Below are 22,747 nucleotides of genomic sequence, written 5' to 3' on the forward strand. Positions count from 1 at the left end.
CCGGCGGACGACGACGCCGATGCCGCGTGAACGGCGCTCCACGGCTCAAAATTTTTATGTAACGATTCGATAACAAAACTGCTTTGATCTGCGCAGTTATAGCTACTCGACCGTAACCACCTGCATGCAGCGGGTTTGCGAATCGCATGCGGGCCGCCGGTCAAACCGCGTGTTACCCACAACACGGTTACCCATGCGTAGAACTCGCCAGTAACCGATCACCACGCAAAACGGGGGTCGAATCTTATGACACTCTTAGTACAGCCGATGAAGTCCGTCGCACCGCTCAGCTCCATCCGGGCGGTCCGCCGACAACGCACCGGCAGCCGTATCCCGGCTGTGATTCGACGCTGAACCACGCCGCATCGAGGAGCACCGGCGAGGCCCACCCTCTGGTGGTGACCGCCCACACGAACCGATACGAAAAGACGCATACCAGGGGAGACGCAGAAGGTGACGATCCACGAGCATGACCGGGTGTCCGCTGACCACGACGGGCACGGCCCGCAGGGGGGCAAGCGCCCCGCCGGGGACACCCATGCTCTCGTCGACCGCCTGACGGCCGGTGAGCCCTACGCCGTGGCGTTCGGCGGCCAGGGCAGCGCCTGGCTGGAGAACCTCGAAGAGCTGGTGTCGTCTGCCGGCATCGAGTCCGATCTCGCAGCGCTGGTCGGTGAGGTGGAACTGCTCCTCGAACCGGTGGCGAAAGAGCTGGTCGTGGTGCGTCCCATCGGCTTCGAGCCGTTGACGTGGGTCCGCGCGCTGGCCGCTGAGGACCCGACCCCGTCGACCAAGCACCTAACCTCGGCCGCGGTATCGATCCCTGGCGTGCTGCTCACCCAGATCGCCGCCGTGCGCGCGCTGGCGCGGCAGGGCATGGATCTGAGCGCGACGCCGCCAGTGGCCGTCGCCGGACATTCCCAGGGCGTGCTCGCCGTCGAGGCGCTCAAGGGCGGGGGCGCTCGCGACGTCGAGCTGCTGGCGATGGCCCAGCTGATCGGCGCGGCCGGGACGCTGGTGGCCCGCCGGCGCGGGATCTCCGTGCTGGGCGACCGGCCGCCGATGGTGTCGGTCACCAATGCAGACCCCGACCGCATCAGCCAGCTGCTCGACGAGTTCGCGCAGGACGTGCGGACCGTGCTGCCGCCCGTGCTGTCCATCCGCAACGGCCGCCGTTCGGTCGTCATCACCGGCACCCCGGAACAGCTGTCCCGCTTCGAGCTCTATTGCCAGCAGATCTCGGAGAAGGAAGAGGCCGACCGGAAGAACAAGCTGCGCGGCGGCGACGTCTTCTCGCCGGTGTTCGATCCGGTGCAAGTCGAGGTGGGCTTCCACACGCCCCGGCTGGCCGACGGCATCGACATCGTCGGCAACTGGGCCGAGAAGGTGGGCCTGGACGTAGACCTGGCCCGGGAACTGACCGAATCGATTCTGGTGCGTCCGGTCGATTGGGTGCAGGAGATCACCCGCGTCAACGATGCCGGCGCCCGGTGGATCCTCGACCTCGGCCCCGGCGACATCCTGACCCGGCTGACCGCGCCGGTGATCCGCGGCCTGGGCGTGGGCATCGTGCCCGCCGCGACCCGCGGCGGCCAGCGCAACCTCTTTACCGTCGGCGCCGTCCCCGAGGTGGCGCGGGCCTGGTCGAGCTACGCCCCGACGCTGGTTCGCCTGCCCGACGGCAGGGTGAAGCTCTCGACGAAGTTCACCCGCCTGACCGGGCGCTCGCCGATCCTGCTCGCGGGCATGACCCCGACCACGGTCGACGCAAAGATCGTGGCCGCCGCCGCCAACGCCGGGCACTGGGCAGAGCTGGCCGGTGGCGGTCAGGTCACCGAGGAGATCTTCGCCGACCGGGTCGAGGAGCTCTCCGGGCTGCTCGAAGACGGTCGCACCTACCAGTTCAACGCGCTGTTCCTGGACCCCTACCTGTGGAAGCTGCAGGTCGGCGGCAAGCGGCTGGTGCAAAAGGCGCGTCAGTCCGGCGCGGCCATCGACGGCCTGGTCATCAGCGCCGGCATCCCCGAGCTGGAGGAGGCCGTCGATCTGATCGAGGAGCTGAACGACGTCGGCATCAGCCACGTCGTCTTCAAGCCTGGCACCGTCGAGCAGATCCGCTCGGTCATCCGCATCGCCACCGAGGTGTCCACCAAACCGGTGATCGCCCACATCGAGGGCGGCCGCGCCGGCGGCCACCACTCCTGGGAAGACCTCGACGACCTGCTGTTGGCGACCTACTCGGAATTGCGGTCGCGCTCCAACATCACCGTCTGCGTCGGTGGCGGCATCGGCACGCCCGAGCGGGCGGCCGACTACCTGTCGGGGCGCTGGGCGCAGGCCTACGGCTTCCCGCCGATGCCGATCGACGGCATCCTGGTCGGCACCGCGGCGATGGCCGCCAAGGAGGCCACCACCTCGCCGTCGGTCAAGCGGATGCTGGTGGAAACCCAGGGCACCGACCAGTGGATCGGCGCCGGGAAAGCCTCCGGCGGCATGGCGTCCAGCCGCAGCCAGCTCGGCGCGGACATTCACGAGATCGACAACAGCGCCTCGCGCTGCGGACGGCTGCTCGACGAGGTCGCCGGTGACGCCGAAGCCGTCGCCGAACGCCGCGACGAGATCATCGCGGCGATGGCCACCACCGCCAAGCCGTATTTCGGCGACGCCGGCGAGATGACCTACCTGCAGTGGCTGCGGCGCTACGTCGAGCTGGCCATCGGCGACGGCGACTCCACCGCCGACACCGCCTCACCGGGCAGCCCGTGGCTGGCCGACACGTGGCGCGACCGATTCCAGCAGATGCTGCAGCGCGCCGAAGCGCGTTTGCACCCACAGGATTTCGGCCCCATCGAGACGCTCTACAACGACGAGAGTCTGCTGGAGAACCCCGAGGCGGCGATCGATCTGCTGCTCGACCGCTACCCCGACGCCGAGACGGTCCAACTGCACCCCGCCGACGTTCCGTTCTTCGTCACCCTGTGCAAGACGCCGGGCAAGCCGGTCAACTTCGTGCCGGTCATCGACAAGGATGTGCGGCGCTGGTGGCGCAGTGATTCGCTGTGGCAGGCCCACGACGCCCGCTACGACGCCGACCAGGTGTGCATCATCCCGGGCACCGCGGCCGTCGCGGGGATCACCCGAATGGACGAACCCGTCGGTGAACTGCTGGACCGCTTCGAGCAGGCGGCCGTCGACGAGGCGCTCGCTGCCGGAATGGAGCCGACGGCCGTCACGTCGCGCCGGACCGGCCGCGCGGACGTGACCGGACCGCTGGCCGTGGTGCTGGACGCCCCCGACGTGCAGTGGGCCGGCCGCACCGCGATCAACCCGGTCCACCGGATCGCCGACCCCTCCGAATGGCTGGTGCACGGAGACTCTGAAGGACCCGAAAGCCGCCGCGCCACGCACTCGTCCACCGGGGCGCGCCTCACCGTCGACGACGACCGGGTCGTTCTCAGCGTCCCGGTGTCGGGGGTGTGGATCGAGATCCCATTCACCTTGCCCCCCAACACCGTTGACGGTGCGACGCCGGTGGTCTCCACCGACGATGCCGCCACGGCCATGCGTGCGGTGCTGGCGATCGCGGCCGGCGTCGACGGTCCCGAATTCATGCCGGCGGTCACCGACGGAACCGCCACCGTCACGGTGGACTGGGACCCCGAGCGCGTCGCCGACCACACCGGAGTCACGGCCACCTTCGGGGAACCGTTGGCCCCCAGCCTCTCCACCGTGCCCGACGCCCTCGTCGGCCCGTGCTGGCCCGCGGTCTTCTCCGCAATCGGTTCGGCGGTCACCGACACCGGCATTCCGGTCGTGGAGGGCCTGCTGAGCCTGGTGCATCTCGACCACGCCGCGCACATGGTCGGCGCACTGCCGAAGACCCCGGCTCAATTGACCATCACCGCAACGGCTTTGGCGGCCGCGGACACCGACATGGGACGTGTCGTGCCCGTGTCGGTCACCATCGCAGGCGCCGACGGTGAGGTGATCGCCACCCTCGACGAGCGCTTCGCGATCCTCGGTCGCACCGGCGCGGCCGAACTGACCGACCCGGTGCGCGCCGGCGGCGCGGTGTCGGAAAACGCCACCGACACACCGCGTCGGCGCCGCCGCGACGTCACCATCACCGCGCCGGTCGACATGCGCCCGTTCGCGATGGTGTCCGGCGACCACAACCCCATCCACACCGACCGGGCCGCCGCCCTGCTGGCCGGCCTGGAATCGCCCATCGTGCACGGCATGTGGCTGTCGGCCGCCGCCCAGCACGCGGTGACCGCCACCGACGGCCAGGCCCGCCCACCGGCGCGGCTGATCGGCTGGACCGCCCGCTTCCTGGGCATGGTGCGTCCGGGCGACGAGGTCTCCTTCCGCGTCGAGCGCGTCGGAATCGACCAGGGCGCAGAGGTTTTGGAAGTCGCCGCCCGCATCGGATCGGACCTGGTGATGTCGGCGACGGCGCGGCTGGCCGCCCCGCACACCGTCTACGCGTTCCCCGGCCAGGGCATTCAGCACAAGGGCATGGGCATGGACGTCCGGGCCCGGTCCAAGGCCGCCCGCAAGGTGTGGGACAAGGCGGACAAGTTCACCCGCGACACGCTGGGCTTCTCGGTGTTGCACGTGGTGCGCGACAACCCGACCAGCATCATCGCCAGCGGTGTGCCCTACAACCACCCCGAGGGCGTGCTCTACCTGACGCAGTTCACCCAGGTCGCGATGGCCACCGTGGCGGCGGCGCAGGTTGCCGAGATGCGTGAGCAGGGCGCCTTCGTCGAAGACGCGATCGCCTGCGGGCACTCCGTCGGCGAGTACACCGCGCTGGCCTGCGTGACGGGCATTTACGAGCTGGAAGCGTTGCTGGAGACGGTGTTTCACCGTGGATCGAAGATGCACGACATCGTGCCCCGCGACGAGCTGGGCCGGTCCAACTACCGGCTGGCGGCGATTCGGCCGTCGCAGATCGACCTGCCGGATGACGAAGTCCCGGGATTCGTCGCCGATATTGCGGCGAAGTCTGGCGAGTTTCTTGAGATCGTCAACTTCAACCTGCGCGGGTCGCAGTATGCGATCGCCGGCACGGTCCGCGGCCTCGAGGCGCTGGAAGCCGAGGTGGAGCGGCGTCGCGAGATCACCGGCGGCAAGCGCTCGTTCATCCTGGTGCCGGGCATCGACGTGCCGTTCCACTCGCGGGTGTTGCGGGTGGGGGTCGCGGAGTTCCGGCGCTCGCTCGACCGAGTCATGCCGCGGGACAAGGATCCCGACGTCATCATCGGGCGCTACATCCCCAACCTGGTGCCCCGCCCCTTCACCCTGGACCGCGACTTCATCCAGGAGATTCGCGACCTGGTGCCGGCCGAGCCGCTCGACCCGATCCTCGCCGACTACGACACCTGGCTCGCCGAGCGCCGCATCGAGATGGCGCGCATCGTCTTGATCGAGCTGCTGGCTTGGCAGTTCGCCAGCCCGGTGCGCTGGATCGAGACCCAGGACCTGCTGTTCACCGAGGAGGCCGCCGGCGGTCTGGGTGTGGAGCGGTTCGTCGAGATCGGCGTGAAGTCCGCGCCGACCGTCGCGGGGCTGGCCACCAACACCCTCAAGCTGCCCGAATATGCCCACAGCACAGTCGAAGTGCTCAACGCCGAGCGCGACGCGGCGGTGCTGTTCGCGACCGACACCGATCCCGAGCCGGAGCCCGAGGCCGAAGAGGTTGCGGTCGAAGCGTCGGAGGCATCCGCCTCGCAGGTGGAGGCCGCCCCGGCCGCCCCCGCACCGGCGGCCGCTCCGTCGGGTGCTCCACGCCCCGACGACATCGGATTCGACGCCGCCGACGCGACATTGGCGTTGATCGCGCTGTCGGCCAAGATGCGCATCGACCAGATCGAGGAGCTGGATTCCATCGAATCCATCACCGATGGTGCCTCGTCGCGGCGCAACCAGCTTCTGGTGGACCTGGGTTCGGAGTTGAACCTGGGCGCCATCGACGGCGCCGCCGAAGCCGACCTGGCCGGGTTGCGCGCCCAGGTGACCAAGCTGGCGCGCACCTACAAGCCTTACGGCCCAGTGCTTTCCGACGCGATCAACGACCAGCTGCGCACGGTGCTGGGGCCGTCGGGCAAACGGCCCGCCGCCATCGCCGAGCGGGTCAAGAAGACCTGGGAGCTGGGCGAGGGCTGGGCCAAGCACGTCACGGTCGAGGTCGCGCTGGGAACCCGCGAAGGCACCAGTGTTCGTGGCGGTGCCATGGGTCACCTCCATGAGGGTGCGTTGGCCGACGCCGCCGCCGTCGACAAGGCCATCGATGCCGCGGTCGCTTCCGTCGCCGCGCGCCACGGCATCGCGGTGGCGCAGCCGTCGTCGGGTGGTGGTGGCGGCGGTGCGACCATCGACGCGGCCGCGCTGGGCGAATTCACCGACCAGATCACCGGCCGCAACGGCGTGCTGGCGTCGGCCGCCCGCTTGGTGCTCAACCAGCTGGGCCTCGACGACCCGGTCAGCGCGTCGCCGGCGGCCACCGATGCCGAGCTGATCGACCTGGTGACGGCCGAACTCGGCGCGGACTGGCCACGCCTGGTCGCGCCGGTGTTCGAGCCGAAGAAGGCCGTGCTGTTCGACGATCGGTGGGCCAGCGCCCGCGAGGACCTGGTCAAGCTGTGGCTGACCGACGAGGGCGACATCGACGCCCGATGGGTGGAGCTGTCCGAAAGGTTCGAGGGCGCAGGCCATGTCGTGGCCACCCAGGCCACCTGGTGGCAGGGCAAGGCCCTCTCCGCGGGCCGCCAGATCCACGCGTCGCTGTTCGGCCGGATCGCGGCCGGCGCCGAGAACCCGGATCCGGGCCCCTACGCCAACGAAGTCGCCGTGGTGACGGGCGCCTCCAAGGGCTCGATCGCGGCGTCGGTCGTCGGGCGTCTGCTCGACGGCGGCGCGACCGTCATCGCCACGACGTCGAAACTCGACGACGAGCGGCTGGCGTTCTACCGGGGCCTGTATCGCGACCACGCTCGTTACGGCGCGGCGCTGTGGGTGGTCGCGGCCAACATGGCGTCCTACTCCGACATCGACGCCCTGGTCGAGTGGGTCGGCACCGAGCAGACCGAAAGCCTTGGGCCGCAGTCGATTCACATCAAGGACGCACAGACCCCGACGCTGCTGTTCCCGTTCGCCGCACCGCGCGTCGTCGGCGATCTGTCGGAGGCCGGCTCCCGCTCCGAGATGGAGATGAAGGTCCTGCTGTGGGCGGTGCAGCGGTTGATCGGCGGGCTGTCGAAGATCGGCGCCGAGCGCGACATCGCGTCGCGGCTGCACGTCGTGCTGCCCGGCTCACCCAACCGCGGAATGTTCGGCGGTGACGGCGCCTACGGCGAAGCCAAGTCGGCGCTGGACGCGTTGGTGAGCCGTTGGCACGCCGAATCCTCGTGGGCGGCAAGGGTCAGCCTGGCGCACGCGCTGATCGGCTGGACCCGCGGCACCGGGCTGATGGGCCACAACGACGCCATCGTCGACGCGGTCGAGGAGGCCGGTGTCACCACGTACTCGACCGACGAGATGGCGGCAATGCTGTTGGCCCTCTGCGACATCGAGTCGAAGGTGGCGGCCGCCAGCGCGCCGATCAAGGCGGACCTGACCGGCGGGCTGGGTGAGGCCAACCTCGACATGGCCGAGCTGGCCGCCAAGGCGCGCGAGCAGTCCGCGTCGGGTGAGGACGACGCCCCCGAGGAGCTCGAGGCCGAGGGCAGCATTGCCGCGTTGCCGTGCCCGCCGCGCGGCTTCGACCCGGCGCCGGCACCCGAATGGGCGGACCTCGACGTCGACCTGAACGACCTGGTGGTGATCGTCGGCGGCGCGGAGCTCGGACCCTACGGTTCGTCGCGGACCCGCTTCGAGATGGAGGTGGCCGGCGAGCTGTCGGCCGCCGGTGTGCTCGAGTTGGCCTGGACCACCGGACTGGTCAAGTGGGAGGACGACCCCCAACCCGGTTGGTACGACACCGAATCCGGTGAGCTGGTTCCCGAATCGGAGATCGTGGAGCGTTACCACGACGCCGTCGTCGAACGGTGCGGTATCCGCGAATTCGTGGATGACGGTGCGATCGACCCCGACCACGCCTCACCGCTTCTGGTCAGTGTGTTCCTCGACAAGGACTTCTCGTTCGTGGTGTCCAGCGAGGCCGACGCGCGCGCGTTCGTCGAGTTCGACCCCGAACACACCGTGGCCCGACCGGTACCGGACTCCAGCGACTGGGAGGTGATCCGCAAGGCGGGCACCGAGATCCGGGTCCCGCGGAAGACCAAGCTGTCCCGGACCGTCGGTGCGCAGATCCCCACCGGGTTCGACCCGACGGTGTGGGGCATCACCCCGGACATGGCCAATTCCATTGACCGGGTGGCGCTGTGGAACATCGTCGCCACCGTGGACGCGTTCCTGTCCTCGGGCTTCACCCCGACCGAGCTGCTGCGCTGGGTGCACCCGAGCCTGGTGGCCTCCACGCAGGGCACCGGCATGGGCGGCATGACCTCGATGCAGACCATGTATCACGGCAACCTGCTGGGCCGGGCCAAGCCGAACGACATCCTGCAGGAGGTGCTGCCGAATGTTGTTGCGGCCCACGTCATGCAGTCCTACGTGGGTGGTTACGGCGCGATGGTGCACCCCGTCGCGGCCTGCGCGACGGTTGCGGTGTCGGTCGAGGAAGGCGTGGACAAGATCCGGCTCGGCAAGGCCGAATTCGTGATCGCCGGCGGGTTCGACGACCTGACCCTGGAGGCCATCATCGGCTTCGGTGACATGGCGGCCACCGCCGACACCGAGATGATGCGGGCCAAGGGCATCAGCGATTCGAAGTTCTCGCGCGCCAACGACCGGCGCCGCCTCGGGTTCCTGGAAGCCCAGGGCGGTGGCACCATCCTGCTGGCCAACGGTGCGCTGGCGGCCAAGATGGGATTGCCGGTGCTGGCCGTCGTCGGCTACGCGCAGAGCTTCGCCGACGGTGTGCACACCTCGATCCCGGCCCCCGGGCTCGGAGGCCTCGGCGCCGGTCGCGGCGGCAAGGACTCGGTGCTGGCCCGCTCGCTGGCCAAGCTGGGCGTGGGAGCCGACGACATCGCGATCGTGTCCAAGCACGACACCTCGACTCTTGCCAACGACCCCAACGAGACCGAGCTGCACGAGCGGCTGGCCGACTCGATGGGCCGGTCGCCGGGCAACCCGCTGTTCGTGGTGAGCCAGAAGACGCTCACCGGTCACAGCAAGGGTGGCGCGGCAGCGTTCCAGCTGATGGGCCTGTGCCAGATGCTGCGCGACGGCGTCATCCCGCCCAACCGCAGCCTGGATTGCGTCGACGACGAGCTGGCCACCGCCGGCCACTTCGTCTGGGTGCGTGAGCCTTTGGACCTGCGCGGCAAGTTCCCGCTCAAGGCCGGCCTGGTGACCAGCCTCGGCTTCGGGCACGTGTCGGGTCTGATCGCGCTGGTGCACCCGGAGGCGTTCATCGCCGCGCTGGACCCGTCCGATCGGGATGGCTACCGCGAGCGGGCCGCGCAGCGCATGCTGGCCGGTCAGCGACGGCTGGCTTCCGCGATCGCCGGTGGGCGCCCGATGTACGAGAAGCCGGCCGACCGACGGTTCAACCACGACGAGCCGGAGAAGCGTCAGGAAGCGGCGATGTTGCTCAACGCCGACGCCCGCCTGGGCGAAGACGACCTTTACGTCGGCTAGGGTCGGTGCGTGGCGATCGTCGGAGTAGGCATCGATCTCGTCTCCATTCCTGATTTCGCCGAGCAGGTCGACCAGCCGGGGACTGTCTTCGCCGAGACGTTCACCCCGGGTGAGCGCCGCGATGCCTCGGACAAGAGTTCGTCGGCGGCGCGTCACCTGGCGGCCCGCTGGGCCGCCAAGGAGGCGGTGATCAAGGCTTGGTCGGGTTCTCGGTTCGCGCAGCGGCCCGTGCTGCCCGAGGACATCCACCGCGACATCGAGGTGGTCACCGACATGTGGGGGCGGCCCCGGGTGCGGTTGAGCGGTGACATCGCCAAACACCTGGCCGACGTGATCATTCACGTGTCGCTGACGCATGAGGCGGACACCGCCGCCGCGGTGGCGATCCTGGAGACTCCTTGAGCGCGAGCAGACGCGGAATCGCACGGGGAGGCGAGTATTCATGCGACTCCGCGTCTGCTCGCGCAATAGAAGAGCGCGTCCGCGAGGTGCTGCCGTCGGTGCGGCGCGACCTGGAAGACCTGGTGCGCATCGAATCGGTGTGGGCCGATCCCGCCCGTCGTTCCGAGGTGCACCGCAGCGCCCAGGCGGTGGCAGATCTGTTGTCGCAGGCCGGTTTCGGCGACGTGCAGATCGTCAGCGAAGGGGGAGCGCCCGCGGTCATCGGACGCCATCCCGCGCCGCCGGGCGCGCCGACCGTGCTGCTGTATGCCCACCACGACGTGCAGCCCGAGGGTGACCGCAGCCAGTGGATGTCGCCACCGTTCGAGCCCACCGAGCGTGACGGGCGGCTCTACGGCCGCGGCAGCGCCGACGACAAGGCCGGAATCGCAACGCATTTGGCGGCCTTTCGGGCGCATGGCGGCAAGCCGCCGGTCGGCGTGACCGTGTTCGTCGAGGGCGAAGAGGAATCCGGCTCGCCCTCGCTCGCCCGATTGCTTGCCGCCCACCGCGACACGCTGGCCGCCGACGTGATCGTCATCGCCGACTCGGACAACTGGAGCGCCGACACCCCGGCGCTGACCGTGTCGCTGCGCGGATTGGTCGACTGCGTGGTCGAGGTCGCCACCCTCGACCACGGGCTGCACTCCGGCCTGTGGGGCGGGGTGGCGCCCGACGCGCTCACCGTTCTGGTGCGCCTGCTGGCCAGCCTGCACGACGACGACGGCAACGTGGCCGTGGCCGGCCTGCACGAAACCGACATCGCCGCGCTGAACTACCCCGACTACCCGCCCGAGCGGGTCCGCACCGATTCCGGCCTGCTCGACGGCGTGTCCGAGATCGGCTCGGGCTCCGTGCCGCAGCGGCTGTGGGCGAAGCCCGCGATCACGGTGATCGGCATCGACACCACCCCCATCGACAAGGCGTCGAACACGCTGATCCCGCGGGCACGGGCCAAGATCAGCATGCGGGTGGCCCCCGGCGGCGACGCCACGGCGCACCTCGACGCCTTGACCGCCCACCTGCAAAGCCGCGCCCCCTGGGGCGCGCGGATCAGCGTCACCCGAGGCGACATCGGCGAGCCCTACGCCATCGAGGCCAGCGGGGACGTCTACGACGCGGCCCGGTCAGCGTTCCGCCAGGCGTGGGACGCCGAGCCCATCGACATGGGCATGGGCGGCTCCATCCCGTTCATCGCGGAATTCGCCGCCGCGTTCCCGCAGGCGAAGATCCTCGTCACCGGCGTGGAGGACCCCGGGACCCAGGCGCACAGCATCAACGAGAGCCTGCACCTCGGCGTGCTGGAACGTGCGGCCATCAGCGAGGCGCTGCTGCTGGCCAACCTGGCCTAGTGTCCTGAGTCATTAATTTTGGTGCAGTAGTTTGCGATGCTTGCCAGGATCTGGTCGGCGGTTTTGGTCCAGACGTAGGGTCGCGGGTTGTCGTTCCAGGTGTCGATCCAGGCGCGGATGTCGGCGTTGAGTTGGCGGACCGAGGTGTGGGTGCCGCGGCGCAGTTTCTTGGTGGTCAGCTCGGCGAACCAGCGTTCGACGAGGTTGAGCCAGCTTGAGCCGGTCGGAGTGAAGTGCAGTACGAACCGGGGATGTGTTGTCAGCCAACGCTTTACCGCAGGAGTCTTGTGCGTGGAGGCATTGTCGAGAACGACGTGGCAATCCAGGTCGGCGGGCACTTGTTCGTCGATCTTTTTCAGGAAGGCCAAGAACTCCTGGGAGCGGTGTCGGGCATGCAAAGAGCCGATGACTTTTCCGGTGGCCAGGTCCAGGGCGGCATACAGGCTCGACGTGCCATAGCGGACGTAGTCGTGGCTGGCCCGTGCTGGCGTGCCGGGCAGCATCGGGAACACCGGTGCGGTGCGGTTGAGCGCTTGGATCTGGGTCTTTTCATCGACGCAGAGCACCAGGGCGCGCTCGGGTGGGTCCAGGTAGAGCCCCACGATGTCGCGGACCTTGGCCACGAACAGCGGATCCTTGGACAGTTTCCACGAATCCTGCTTGTGCGGCGCCAATCCAAACGCCCGCCACACCCGCGAGACCATCGACTGACTCAACCCGAGGTGGGTGGCCATCGAGCGCGTCGACCAGTGCGTGGCATCGGGCGGGGTGGTCTCCAACGTCGCGGTGATCAACGCTTCGATCTGCCCATCGCCGACCACCCGAGGCCTACCAGGCCGCGGCTCGTCAAGCAGGCCATCGCAGCGCTGCTCAACAAAACGGTTACGCCACCGCTTGACCGTCGAGCGTGAGATTCCCATCCGGTCGGCCATGTCGGAATTGGACTCACCATCAGCGGCCGCCAACACAATTCGCGACCGCAACGCCAACCCCGCCGCACTCGTTCGTCGCCGAGCCCACCCCTCTAACTCGGCACGTTCAGCATCAGTCAACACAATCTCAGCAGCACGCGGAGTGGGCATCACCCAGTTTAACAACTGAGCCGTAATTAACGACTCAGGACACTAGCGGTTGGGCGTCAGCACCACGACGGGAATCGGGCGCGACGTCTGCTCCTGGTACCTGGCGTACTGGCCCTTGTTGACCTTGTTGACGATCTTCCATAGCCGGTCGTATTCGGTGTCGCCGGGCAGGACGGAACGCGCTGTGGCGCCGAAACGCCGTGGGCCGACGTTGATTTCCACCTCGGGGCGCGCCTTCACGTTGTGGTACCAGCCCGGCGAGCGCGCGGCGCCGCCGTTGGACGCGGTTACCAGGTAGTCCTCGCCGTCGCGGCCATAGGCCAGCGCGGCCGTGCGTGGCGCGCCCGTCTTCGCACCAACCGTGTGCAGCAACAGGCTGGGCATCCACATCATCCGGTGCCCGATCCAGCCGTGAGTTCCCCGATACACGTGATCGTGGAACCGGATGAATCCGGCGAGCGCTTTCTCGGCGAGGGAACTCATGGAAGTCAGTATCGCCGAGTGGACAGGATCTCTGCCAGATGAGCCGACAAGCCGCTTGAATGCTTAACGAGACCGACAGTCTCGCTGCATACTGCTTCTATACGCAGCCACTCGTCCGCAGGAGAGGCCACTGTGAGTACGGAAAACGTCAGCAAGACCAACCGTTACCACTTTGATCGCCACACCCCGGAGTACCGCGAGCGGTTCACCGCGATCACCGAGGAGATGCACGCCAGGTGCCCGCTGGCGTGGACCGACACCTACGACGGGCATTGGGTGGCCGCGGGCAACCGGGAGGTCTTCGAGCTCGCTCGGTGCCCGCACGTGTCCAACGACCACGACGTCACCGGAGAGGGCACCGGCTACAAGGGCATCACCATTCCCACGCTGCCGCAGGCCACCGGCGTCCGTGGCGGCATGCTCGAGATGGATGAACCTGAGCACTCCGCCTACCGTCGCATTCTCAACCCCTACATGTCGCCGGCGGCCATCAAGCGCTGGAAGCCATTCGTCGACGAGATCGTGCGGGCGAGCATCGACGAGAAGATCGAAGTCGGGCGGATCGACTTCGTCGACGATCTCGCGAACGTTGTGCCCGCCGTCCTGACGCTGGCGATGATGGGCGTTCCGCTGAAGAAGTGGCAGCTCTATTGCGAGCCGGCCCACGCCAATGTCTACACCCCCGTCGATTCCCCGGACGCCCCAAGGGTTTTGGAGCAGACGATGGCGATGGGAGCCGATCTGTTCAACCACCTCCTCGAGATTCGGGAGAACCCGCGCCCCGGCATTGTGGACGCGTTGGCACGAATGAAGATCGACGGCGAACCCGCCCCCGACGCCGAACTGCTCGGAATGCTCGGCCTGATCATCGGCGGAGGTTTCGACACGACGACGGCGCTGACGGCGCACTCGCTCGAATGGCTGGGCGAAAATCCCGAGCAGCGCGAACTACTGAGGCGGGAATCGGACACGCTGCTCGACTCGGCGACCGAGGAATTCCTGCGTTTCTTCACGCCCGCCCCCGGGGACGGTCGCACGATCGCCGCCGACCTCGAAATCGCGGGCACGCGGTTCAAGGAGGGCGACCGCCTGTGGTTGTCCTGGGCGATGGCCAACCGCGATCCCGCGGTGTTCCCCGACCCGCATCGATTGGACCTTGCTCGTAAGAACAACCGGCACTTCAGCTTTGGGCTCGGCATCCACCGCTGCATCGGCTCCAATGTCGCGCGGGTCGTGTTCAAGTCGATGCTCACGGCGGTGCTCGACCGGATGCCCGACTACCGCTGCGACCCCGAGGGCACCGTGCACTATCCGACCATCGGCGTGATCCAGGGCATGCAGCACCTTCCGGCGACCTTCACCCCCGGCCCGCGGCTCGGACCGGGCATCGACGAGACGCTGGAGAAGCTGCAGCGGGTGTGCGACGAACAGGGGATCGCGCGGCCGATCACCGAGTACACGGAGGCCGCCGTAATCAGCTAGACGGACAGGTCGCGGCGCAGCTTGGCGACGTGGCCGGTCGCCTTGACGTTGTACTGCGCTACGGCGATCTTGCCCTTCTCGTCGACGACGAACGTGGAGCGGATGACGCCCGTAACGGTCTTGCCGTACATCTGCTTTTCGCCGTAGGCGCCCCAGGCCGTCAGCACCTTGCGGTCGGGATCGGACAGCAGCGGGAACGTCAGCCCCTCCGCGTCACGGAATTTGGCGAGCTTCTCCGGCTTGTCGGGGGAGATGCCGACGACGTCGAGGCCGGCGCCGTTGAGCTCGGCCAGGCTGTCCCGAAAGTCGCACGCCTGCTTGGTGCACCCCGGGGTGGAGGCGGCCGGATAGAAGTAGACGATGACCCGGCGGCCCTTGTAGTCGGCCAGCGATACCTTGTTGCCGTCGGCGTCGGGCAGGCTGAAGGAGGGCGCTTTGTCGCCCGGTGCAAGCCGCGTGGTCTCGGTCAAGGTGGGTCCCTTTCTGTTCACCGGGGCGTCGGGGTTACCGCCAGCTGATCTAGGGTAGTTCGGGCAGGTGCATGAGCCGGATAGTGGGCGACTTGGAGGACACAGTGGCGGACCGCGACCCCGAAGCCATCAAGCGAGACATCGACGTCGCCCGCGACCAGCTGGCGGCCACCGTCGATTCCCTTGCCGAGCGGGCGAACCCGCGTCGCCTCGCCGACGACCTCAAGGCCCAAGTGATCGGGTTCGTGCAGAAACCTGTGGTGCTGGCCTCGCTGGCCGGGGTCGGGGCGCTCGTCGTGGTGGTGACCGTGCGCCGCGTCAGGAACCGCTGACGCGGTCGCTCTGCACGTAGACCGGAATGTCGTCGGCCCAGGGCTGATTCACGACCGTGTCGGCGACCTCGCAGTAGCCGCGCTCGAATTCGCCCGTCGCCGCGTCGACCAGCCGGTATTCCTGCCGTTGTCGGTGGATGGGTTGGGCGTCGAGGATCACGACCCGCACCTCGCCGGGTTCGAACCCGCACCGTTGCTGCAGCGCCTCGATGAGGCACTCGTTGTGCATGTGCCCGTCGCCGAAGTTCCAGCCGAGGACCATCGAGCACAGGACTTCGCCCTCGCATAGGTTGTAGTCGTCCTCGTCGTAGTCGGCCATCGCCCGGTGGGCCAGGGTGAGCAGCGCGCGTCCGTGGGTGTTCATGCCGCGGAACGCGAGCGCGAGGTGCAGCGGGACCAGGGTTTCCTCTTTGCTGCCGTACAACCGCTCGAGCTGCAGGTGCTGCATCGGGCCCAGGGCGCGTGAGCCGACGCGGAATTTCTCGTCGGCCGAGGGGCGGACGCACCACAGGGTGGTGTCCCAGTTGCCGGCGTAGTAGCGCATGCCGGGCAGGAAGGAGACTTTGCGCGGGTACAGGTTTCCCGCGACGACGGTCCCGGCGATCACCACGAAGACGAGGGCGATCGGCCACGGGTTGCCGATGCTCGACAGGCCCAGGTGCGCGTGCGTGACGAACAGCCACAGCACGCCGAAGATCATGAACACGTTCCATTCCAGCGGCACGCCCATCGGGAAGGCCAGCAGGATGTTCAGGTGGAACACGATCATCACGAACGCGGCGAGTGCCGTCGGCCAGCCGCCGTGGGAGAACAGCAGCACCAGCGGAACCAGCCCTTCGACCGCGGTCGAGAAGTGGGCGATGAAACCCGCCAGCGCGCTGGGCCGCAGGTCATCCGGATAGCGCTTGAACATCGACCGCTTGAGCGGTCCCGACGGGATGAACGGATTGTTGGCCAGCATGGTGGAGATCACGAAGGGGAAGTGCTTGTTGAGTTTCGACGTCGCCGCGCCCAGCCAGATCACCATGAAGACGACCTTGGCCCCGACGACGATGTCCGCCCCGGCGAACAGGAACGTCAGCGCCAGCGGCGCATACACCTCGCCGCGCGCGGCCAGAAAGATCACCTTGTCGCGCAAGCTGATTAGGGCCAGGACCGCCAGGATGGCGGCGGTCTGCCACCGCGGCAGCACGCCAATCGCGGTGTCCAGGGCGGGAATCGGGCCGGTGCCGTCGGACACCAGCGCGAACACAAGTAGCGCCAGCAGGACGCCGTAGAGCAACGCGTCGAACGGAGTTCTGTTGTTGCCCTTGGTCAGCGGTACCCGATCGGGCCAGGGCGGCAACCGGATGGTGCCGGGTCGCAGCCAGTACAGGATCGAACCCATCGGGGGGAAGTAGCGCCCGGCGAGCGGCCCGAAGCAGCATCCGAGGCCCACGACTTCGAACAGCATCGTGTAGAGCACGGCCTTCTGGAACACGACGGGCTCCGCCCACCATGCGCTGACCTGGGTGAAGCCGCCGATGCCTCGCGTGGACCACGCGAAGATCCAGCCGCCGAGGATGTAGAGCGCGATCTTCACGCCGTACATGACGTGCATCACCAGCGGGGTGCCGAACCCGTGCTGGGCGATGTGGCGTGCCATCGGCACGATGCGTTCGGCGCGTGGTCGTGCGCTCCAGTCGGCCACGTCGACGACGGGCAGATTGGGCCGGATGAACCCCATGGCAGCTCCTTCGACGCGGCCCGTCTCCAGGGGGACGTATCGGCGTCAGCAAGAAACTACCTACATGAGCGGCTTTTGTGGGGTGATACGACGGCAAATGGCTTGTGGAGGTTGATCAGCCGCCCCGATTACTCCCACCCGGGCGGGTCATTTTCGGCCATGTACGCCTCCCATGCCGCGCGCCGCCTCGCCCGCGTGTGCAGGCCCTGGCAGATCGCCTGCGCCTCGGCGGCGTCGGCTGCCCGGCCGAGATCGTGGTGCACGAAGCCGTCGTCGACCCGTTCGGCGCGGAAGCCGCCCGTGGAGACCGCGTGGACGCGGTACTCGCTGCGGTCATCGATGCTGGCGTGGAAGTGGCCCTCGTGGGGTTCGACCCACTTCAGCTCGGTTTTCACAGGTTCCCTCTGGACAAACACCGTCGCTGCGATGGTAAGACGCCCCGGGGGCCACGGGAAAGGGAGTTCCGAGACACTGGCGCCAGTGTGGAAGCAAAAGCCACCGAACGATGAACTATTCGGTGAGCTGTGCGCCGTCAGGGTTTCGAACCCCGGACCCGCTGATTAAGAGTCAGCTGCTCTACCAACTGAGCTAACGGCGCTTGTGGTCGGCGAGACCGCGTAGGCGACAATAACAGGCGTCCTACCGCGGAGTGAAATCCCGACCATTTCCCAGGATAGCGTGCCCGCGCACCCGGGTGGGCGTTGCCGGGCCGGGCCGTCGTCCCGCTGTCGTCAACTGTTCGCCGCCCGGTCTGCATGGAAGACGAAACGCACTGTCGCGCAGCCGCATTCACAACACCGTGCCGCAGAACGGCGCGCGGTCGGTGGCGAAGGCGGCGTCTAGCTCAGCCAACGCACCCGCGCGCGCTTCGGCGATGCGGCCGGCCCGGGCCAGCTGGGAAGCCCGGTGCGCCCCCATGTAGATGGTGGCCAGGTCGGCCAGGCCGATCTCGATGTCCGCGGGCCCGTCATGCGGCGTGCACTTCCCGGCGCCGCCGCGGGTCTGCAGCTGAAACCGTCCGCCCGCGAGCTGCAGCGGGTCTGTGACTTCCAGCACGAGGTCGGTGTCGGCGGCGTAGGTGCGGGCGCCGAGCACCTCGGGGACGTCGTTGATGCGCACCCAGAGGAAATCGCTCACGCCCTTGATCTCCGCGGCGCGTTGATCGGTGAGTTTGAGCGGAAGCGGATCGTCGCCCGGCACATCGATCTCTATGCGGTAGAACATCTCCAGCACCAACAGCGTCTGCAGCAGCTCGGTGTGAGCTTCATCGGTGATAGGGCAGAAGTCCTCGACGACCACCGTGCCCAGGGGTGGGCGAAACGCATGCTGTTGCGACCCGACGACCCGATACGTCAGGAAGCCATCGGGATGGACCGTGTAATGCAGCGCCGACCCGTTACCCCGCTGCGTTTCCCTGTCGTCCATGTAGTCGGCCCACCACGCGTCGTCGCGGGTGATCGCGCCATGCGTTGCGGCACACCATCGTTCGTAAATTTCGGGCAAGCGGCTGCTCGCTTCGGCGGCGTTGAGCTCGCGCGCCCGGCTCCCGTCCGGCGCGGCCCGCAACTTCGCGAAGCGGCGGTCGATCGAATAGGTGTGGCTATAGCTGGCCACCCCGGCGCCGAAACCGTCGTACATCGCGGTCTGCGTCGGAACGCCGCACACGATCGGATAGCCGCGGTCCAACAGGATCCCGAGTCCCTTCGCGCTGAGCTGGGCCCAAAGCCCCTTGCCCTGATGCGTCGACGCGACGGCGATCATCGTCAGCCACGCGGCGCGCAGGGCGGTGCCACCAGGCACGGTGAGCTGCGCACGGTAGATGATCGACGTTCCCACCAGAAACGGATGCTCGGGCTCGGAGACGTCCTCGGCAATGAGGATGTCGTCGAGGTTGACCCGGCGTTTCCACGCTTCGAGATCCTGCGGACCCACCGGATCGCCGAACGTGCGGGCCTGATTTTCAAAGACCGCCTGCCAGTCGTCTTCGGTTGGATGCCGAATGTTGGTGCCGTCGTCCGTCGAGTTCATTGCACATCCAATCCGCTTGTAGCCCAGGCAAAACGGCACTGCGCACACCGAATCCACGTGCTGAGTGTGCTTTTACATTCGATACCCGAGTACCAGAGGGTCAAACCTCAAGGGCCGCCCACCGGGTAACGGCATGCGCGAACAATCGGCGGTGGGGCGGGTCAAACGGCGCGGTTTCGGGTAGGCGATACGCCATGCTGCAGGTAGTCACCCGGCTTGCCATTGCCGCCCCGCGCCGCGTCGTCGGGCTCGCCTTCCTGGTGCTGGTGGGGGCCGCAGTCTTCGGGCTTCCGGTGGTCAACAGCCTTTCCGGCGGTGGTTTCCAGGACCCGACCTCGGAGTCCGCGCGCGCTACCGAGGTCCTGCGGGACAAGTTCAACCAAACCGATCAGCAGATGCTGATCGTGGTGACGGCCCCGGACGGCGTCCGCAGTAACCAGGCGCGCCGGGTCGCCACCGACATCGTGGATCAGCTGAAACGATCGCCATGGGTGCTGAACGTGTCGTCGGCGTGGACCATGCCACCCGATCGGCCGCAGGCCGCCGCCCAGCTGATCAGCAAGGACAACAGATCCGGGATGATCGTCGCCGGCCTGAAAGGCGGCGAGAACGACGCGCAGAAGTACGCCAGCACGCTCACCAGCGACCTCGTGCACGACCGCGACGGCGTCACCGTGCGCGCCGGCGGCATGGCCGTCGCGTACGCGCAGATCAACGGGCAGAACCAGCGAGATCTGCTGTTGATGGAGTCCATCGCGATCCCGCTGAGCTTCGCGGTGCTGGTCTGGGTGCTCGGCGGTGTGGTGGCGGCCACGCTGCCGATCGTCCTCGGCCTCCTGGCCATCGTCGGCACCATGTCGGTGCTGCGGCTGATCACCTTCGCCACCGACGTGTCGACGTACGCGCTGGACCTGAGCATCGCCATGGGCCTGGCCCTGGCCATCGACTACAACCTGCTGATCATCACCCGCTACCGCGAGGAGCTGGCCCGCACCGAGGACAGGAACCGGGCGCTGTACCGCACCATGGCCACCGCCGGCCGGACCGTGCTCTTCTCGGCCACGACCGTCGGGCTGTCGATGGCGGTGATGGCGCTGTTCCCGATGTACTTCCTGAAGTCGTCCGCCTACACCATCGTGGTCACCGCGATCATCGTGGCGATCGCCGCGGTGGTGGTCACCCCGGCGGCGATCGTGCTGCTGGGGCCCCGGCTGCACGTGCTGGACGCCCGGCGGGTGATGCATCGCATCCTGCACGGGCAGCGGTCGTTCCGCGACCACGCGCACCGGCCGCTCGAGGAGCAGTTCTGGTACCGGTCGACGCGGTACGTGCTGCGCCACGCCATGCCGGTCGGCCTGAGCGTCGTCGCGCTGCTGCTGTTGCTGGGCGCGCCGTTCCTGGGGGTGAAGTGGGGCTTCCCGGACGAGCGGGTGCTGCCCGAATCCGCGTCGGCGCGCCAGGTCGCCGACATGCTGGACAACGATTTCGCCAACGGGTTCGGCACCGGGGTGTCGGTGGTCGTGCCCGACGCCCGCGGCGTGACCCCCGCCGACCTGCAGCGGTACGCCGCCGAGCTGTCCCGCGTGCCCGACGTGTCCGCGGTCAGCGCACCGACCGGGACGTTCGCCGATGGGGCGCGGGTGGGGCCACCCGTTGCCCCCGCCGGCGTGGCCAACGGCAGCGCGTTCCTCACCGTCTCGACCACCGCGCCGCTCTATTCGCAGGCCTCCAACGCCCAGCTCGGCAGGTTGCATCAGGTCGCCGGGCCCGCCGGGCAGCCGGTGGAGATGACCGGGCTGGCGCAGATCAACCGCGACAGCGTCGACGCGATCACCCAGCGACTGCCGATCGTGTTCGCGCTGATCGCGCTCATCACGTTCGCGTTGCTGTTCTTGCTGACCGGCAGCGCGGTGCTGCCGCTGCAGGCGCTGGTGTGCAACGTGTTGTCGCTGACGGCGGCGTTCGGGGCGATGGTGTGGATCTTCCAAGACGGCCACCTGGGCGCCCTGGGGACCACCCCCAACGGGACGTTGAACGCCAACATCCCGGTGCTGCTGTTCTGCATCGCCTTCGGGCTGGCCATGGATTACGAGGTGTTCCTGGTCTCGCGCATCCACGAGTACTGGCTGGCCTCGCAGGCCATGCGGGAGACGCCGGCCACCGCGGCCGAGGCGCGCGCCGCCACCGACGAGAGCACGGCGCTGGGCATCGCCGGCATCGGCCGGGTCGTCACGACCGCCGCCGTGGTGATGTCGATTTCGTTCGCCGCGCTGATCCCGGCGCACGTCTCGTTCATGCGCATGCTGGGGCTCGGCCTCACGCTTGGCGTGCTCGTCGACGCCACGCTGGTGCGCATGGTCCTGGTTCCGGCGTTCATCCACCTGCTGGGCCGCTGGACGTGGTGGGCGCCGCGGCCCCTGCTCTGGCTGAGGGAACGGTCGGCGACCGGTGAAGACGGCGAAATCGCGGTCGGGCGGGGCCGCTGGGCCCGCGACGCGCCCAACGAGGGGCGGTCATTGATCAGGAGGTGGCCCACCAAGACCGCGACCGGGCGCGGCTGACAATCCGACGTGTGTTGTGAGGCAATGACTTTGACAAGCACCGGGCCACCGACGCCGGACAGGACGGAGAAATCCCCATGGGCCGAACGGATATCGCGGCTCTCCTCGCATTGAGCTCGGCGCTATGCGTCGCGATCGGCGACGTCCTGCAGCAACGCGCGGCGCATTGCATCACCGACGGCGCGGTCGGTTCCGTCGAATTGTTCGCCAACCTGCTCCGCAGCCAGCGATGGTGGTGGGGCACTGTGCTTTTGGCGACAAGCATCGGGTTGCAGGCCGCCGCCCTGCGCGGCGGATCGGTGTTGCTGGTGCAGGCGCTGCTGATGTTTTCGGTGCTCTTCGCGCTGCCCATCAACGCCAGGCTGTCGCATCGCGCGGTGACCGCCGGCGAGTGGATGTGGGCCGCATTGTTGACGGCCGGGGTCAGCGTGGTCGTCATCGTCGGCAATCCGCAGGCAGGTCATTCGGGCGCCTCGCTGGGTACGTGGGCCGCGGTGGCCCTCGTGCTGGGGCCGCTGCTGGTCGGCTGCGTGGTGGCCGGACGGATGCGCGGTGGGGCGGTGGCCGCGGTGCTGTTCGCCTTCGTGTCGGGGTCGCTGTGGGGCATCTTTGCGGTGCTCACCAAGGAGGTCGTTGCCCGGCTCGGTGACGGGCTGGGGGCGGTGACCCGGACGCCCGAGCTGTACGCCTGCATCCTCGTCGCGCTCGGCGGAGTGGCGTGGAGCCAGTCGGCGTTTCGGGCCGGGCCGCTGACGGCGTCCATGCCCACTTTGCAGATGTCACAGCCGGTGGTGGCCGCGGTGCTGGGCGTCGTCGTCCTCGGCGAAACGCTGGACACGGGCCGCGCCGGGGCGATCGCCCTGGTCGCGGCCGCGTTGGTGATGACGGCGGCCATCATCAAACTCGCCCGTGTCGAGGCCGTCGCGACGCGCGACAGGGCCGAGGCGCAGCTGCAGCAAGAACCCGCTTAGCGCCGTGCCGCGACGCCGCTGACCTCGGCTGAGTGACGAATTCGTTGCGGCGAAGACACCGAATGGGCGCCCGGGCCGGTGTGAGCATGTGGTGTCGGCAAAACCCTT

At 68.2% G+C, this 22,747-nt stretch carries 13 protein-coding genes and 1 tRNA gene; 7 read left to right on the forward strand and 7 right to left on the reverse strand.

Annotated features, from left to right (window positions below):
* The first annotated feature begins 453 nt into the window (after nt 1-453).
* The 3 genes from AC0KTM_RS05525 to AC0KTM_RS05535 are packed head-to-tail and all read left to right on the forward strand — an operon-like array spanning nt 454 to nt 11,504.
* A complete protein-coding gene (locus tag AC0KTM_RS05525; protein WP_472415140.1) occupies nt 454-9,711 on the forward strand; it encodes a fatty acid synthase subunit beta domain-containing protein in 9,258 nt (3,085 codons plus the stop codon).
* Nucleotides 9,712-9,720: 9 nt separating this feature from the next.
* Nucleotides 9,721-10,113, forward strand: coding sequence for a holo-ACP synthase AcpS (gene acpS, locus AC0KTM_RS05530; protein ID WP_163706636.1), 393 nt, complete (start codon nt 9,721-9,723; stop codon nt 10,111-10,113).
* Complete coding sequence (locus AC0KTM_RS05535; protein ID WP_225326593.1) at nt 10,110-11,504, forward strand: dipeptidase; 1,395 nt, start codon at nt 10,110-10,112, stop codon at nt 11,502-11,504. Before acpS ends, AC0KTM_RS05535 begins: the two co-directional genes overlap by 4 nt.
* Here the strand turns inward: AC0KTM_RS05535 and AC0KTM_RS05540 are convergent.
* Nucleotides 11,501-12,586, reverse strand: coding sequence for an IS630 family transposase (locus tag AC0KTM_RS05540; protein WP_472415142.1), 1,086 nt, complete (start codon nt 12,584-12,586; stop codon nt 11,501-11,503). The genes AC0KTM_RS05535 and AC0KTM_RS05540 overlap by 4 nt on opposite strands.
* A 42-nt stretch (nt 12,587-12,628) precedes the next feature.
* On the reverse strand, nt 12,629-13,069 hold the full coding sequence (locus AC0KTM_RS05545) for a nitroreductase family deazaflavin-dependent oxidoreductase (RefSeq protein ID WP_238957491.1): 441 nt from the start codon (nt 13,067-13,069) through the stop codon (nt 12,629-12,631).
* 132 nt (nt 13,070-13,201) lie between these two features.
* Between AC0KTM_RS05545 and AC0KTM_RS05550 the strand changes: the two genes are divergently transcribed.
* Entirely contained in the window at nt 13,202-14,551 is a 1,350-nt protein-coding gene (locus tag AC0KTM_RS05550) for a cytochrome P450 (protein ID WP_238957492.1), read from the forward strand.
* Here AC0KTM_RS05550 and bcp read toward each other — a convergent pair.
* Complete coding sequence (gene bcp, locus AC0KTM_RS05555) at nt 14,548-15,021, reverse strand: thioredoxin-dependent thiol peroxidase (RefSeq protein ID WP_225327051.1); 474 nt, start codon at nt 15,019-15,021, stop codon at nt 14,548-14,550. The two genes, AC0KTM_RS05550 and bcp, sit on opposite strands and share 4 nt — an antisense overlap.
* 104 nt (nt 15,022-15,125) lie before the next feature.
* On the opposite strand from bcp, the gene AC0KTM_RS05560 reads away from it, so the two are divergent.
* Nucleotides 15,126-15,353 carry a DUF3618 domain-containing protein gene (locus AC0KTM_RS05560; protein ID WP_225327164.1) on the forward strand — a complete coding sequence of 76 codons (228 nt, stop codon included), beginning with the start codon at nt 15,126-15,128 and terminating at the stop codon, nt 15,351-15,353.
* Here AC0KTM_RS05560 and AC0KTM_RS05565 read toward each other — a convergent pair.
* The 4 genes from AC0KTM_RS05565 to AC0KTM_RS05580 form a co-directional block, all read right to left on the reverse strand.
* Nucleotides 15,340-17,079: a DUF3556 domain-containing protein gene (locus AC0KTM_RS05565; RefSeq protein ID WP_472415144.1), complete on the reverse strand. Its 1,740-nt coding sequence runs from the start codon at nt 17,077-17,079 to the stop codon at nt 15,340-15,342. The two genes, AC0KTM_RS05560 and AC0KTM_RS05565, sit on opposite strands and share 14 nt — an antisense overlap.
* Before the next feature lie 128 nt (nt 17,080-17,207).
* On the reverse strand, nt 17,208-17,474 hold the full coding sequence (locus tag AC0KTM_RS05570) for a hypothetical protein (RefSeq protein WP_225327053.1): 267 nt from the start codon (nt 17,472-17,474) through the stop codon (nt 17,208-17,210).
* A 130-nt stretch (nt 17,475-17,604) separates the two neighbouring features.
* Nucleotides 17,605-17,677 (reverse strand) — tRNA-Lys (locus tag AC0KTM_RS05575).
* A 191-nt stretch (nt 17,678-17,868) separates the two neighbouring features.
* On the reverse strand, nt 17,869-19,107 hold the full coding sequence (locus AC0KTM_RS05580; protein ID WP_238957493.1) for a GNAT family N-acetyltransferase: 1,239 nt from the start codon (nt 19,105-19,107) through the stop codon (nt 17,869-17,871).
* A gap of 194 nt (nt 19,108-19,301) precedes the next feature.
* Between AC0KTM_RS05580 and AC0KTM_RS05585 the strand changes: the two genes are divergently transcribed.
* Nucleotides 19,302-21,668 (forward strand): MMPL family transporter, encoded by a 2,367-nt coding sequence (locus AC0KTM_RS05585; protein ID WP_472415145.1) that lies wholly within the window; start codon nt 19,302-19,304, stop codon nt 21,666-21,668.
* A gap of 77 nt (nt 21,669-21,745) precedes the next feature.
* On the forward strand, nt 21,746-22,639 hold the full coding sequence (locus AC0KTM_RS05590) for a DMT family transporter (protein WP_238957494.1): 894 nt from the start codon (nt 21,746-21,748) through the stop codon (nt 22,637-22,639).
* Nucleotides 22,640-22,747 lie beyond the last annotated feature (108 nt).

This window comes from Mycobacterium sp. NTMscope_Eco_3 (genome assembly GCF_976985685.1).

What these genes read in the sequence shown, in the direction of transcription:
- AC0KTM_RS05565 (WP_472415144.1), bottom strand. Translation starts at nt 17,079, where the DNA reads ATGGGGTTCATCCGGCCCAATCTGCCCGTCGTCGACGTGGCCGACTGG.
- AC0KTM_RS05545 (WP_238957491.1), bottom strand. Translation starts at nt 13,069, where the DNA reads ATGAGTTCCCTCGCCGAGAAAGCGCTCGCCGGATTCATCCGGTTCCAC.
- AC0KTM_RS05590 (WP_238957494.1), top strand. Translation starts at nt 21,746, where the DNA reads ATGGGCCGAACGGATATCGCGGCTCTCCTCGCATTGAGCTCGGCGCTA.
- AC0KTM_RS05540 (WP_472415142.1), bottom strand. Translation starts at nt 12,586, where the DNA reads ATGCCCACTCCGCGTGCTGCTGAGATTGTGTTGACTGATGCTGAACGT.
- AC0KTM_RS05585 (WP_472415145.1), top strand. Translation starts at nt 19,302, where the DNA reads ATGCTGCAGGTAGTCACCCGGCTTGCCATTGCCGCCCCGCGCCGCGTC.
- AC0KTM_RS05580 (WP_238957493.1), bottom strand. Translation starts at nt 19,107, where the DNA reads ATGAACTCGACGGACGACGGCACCAACATTCGGCATCCAACCGAAGAC.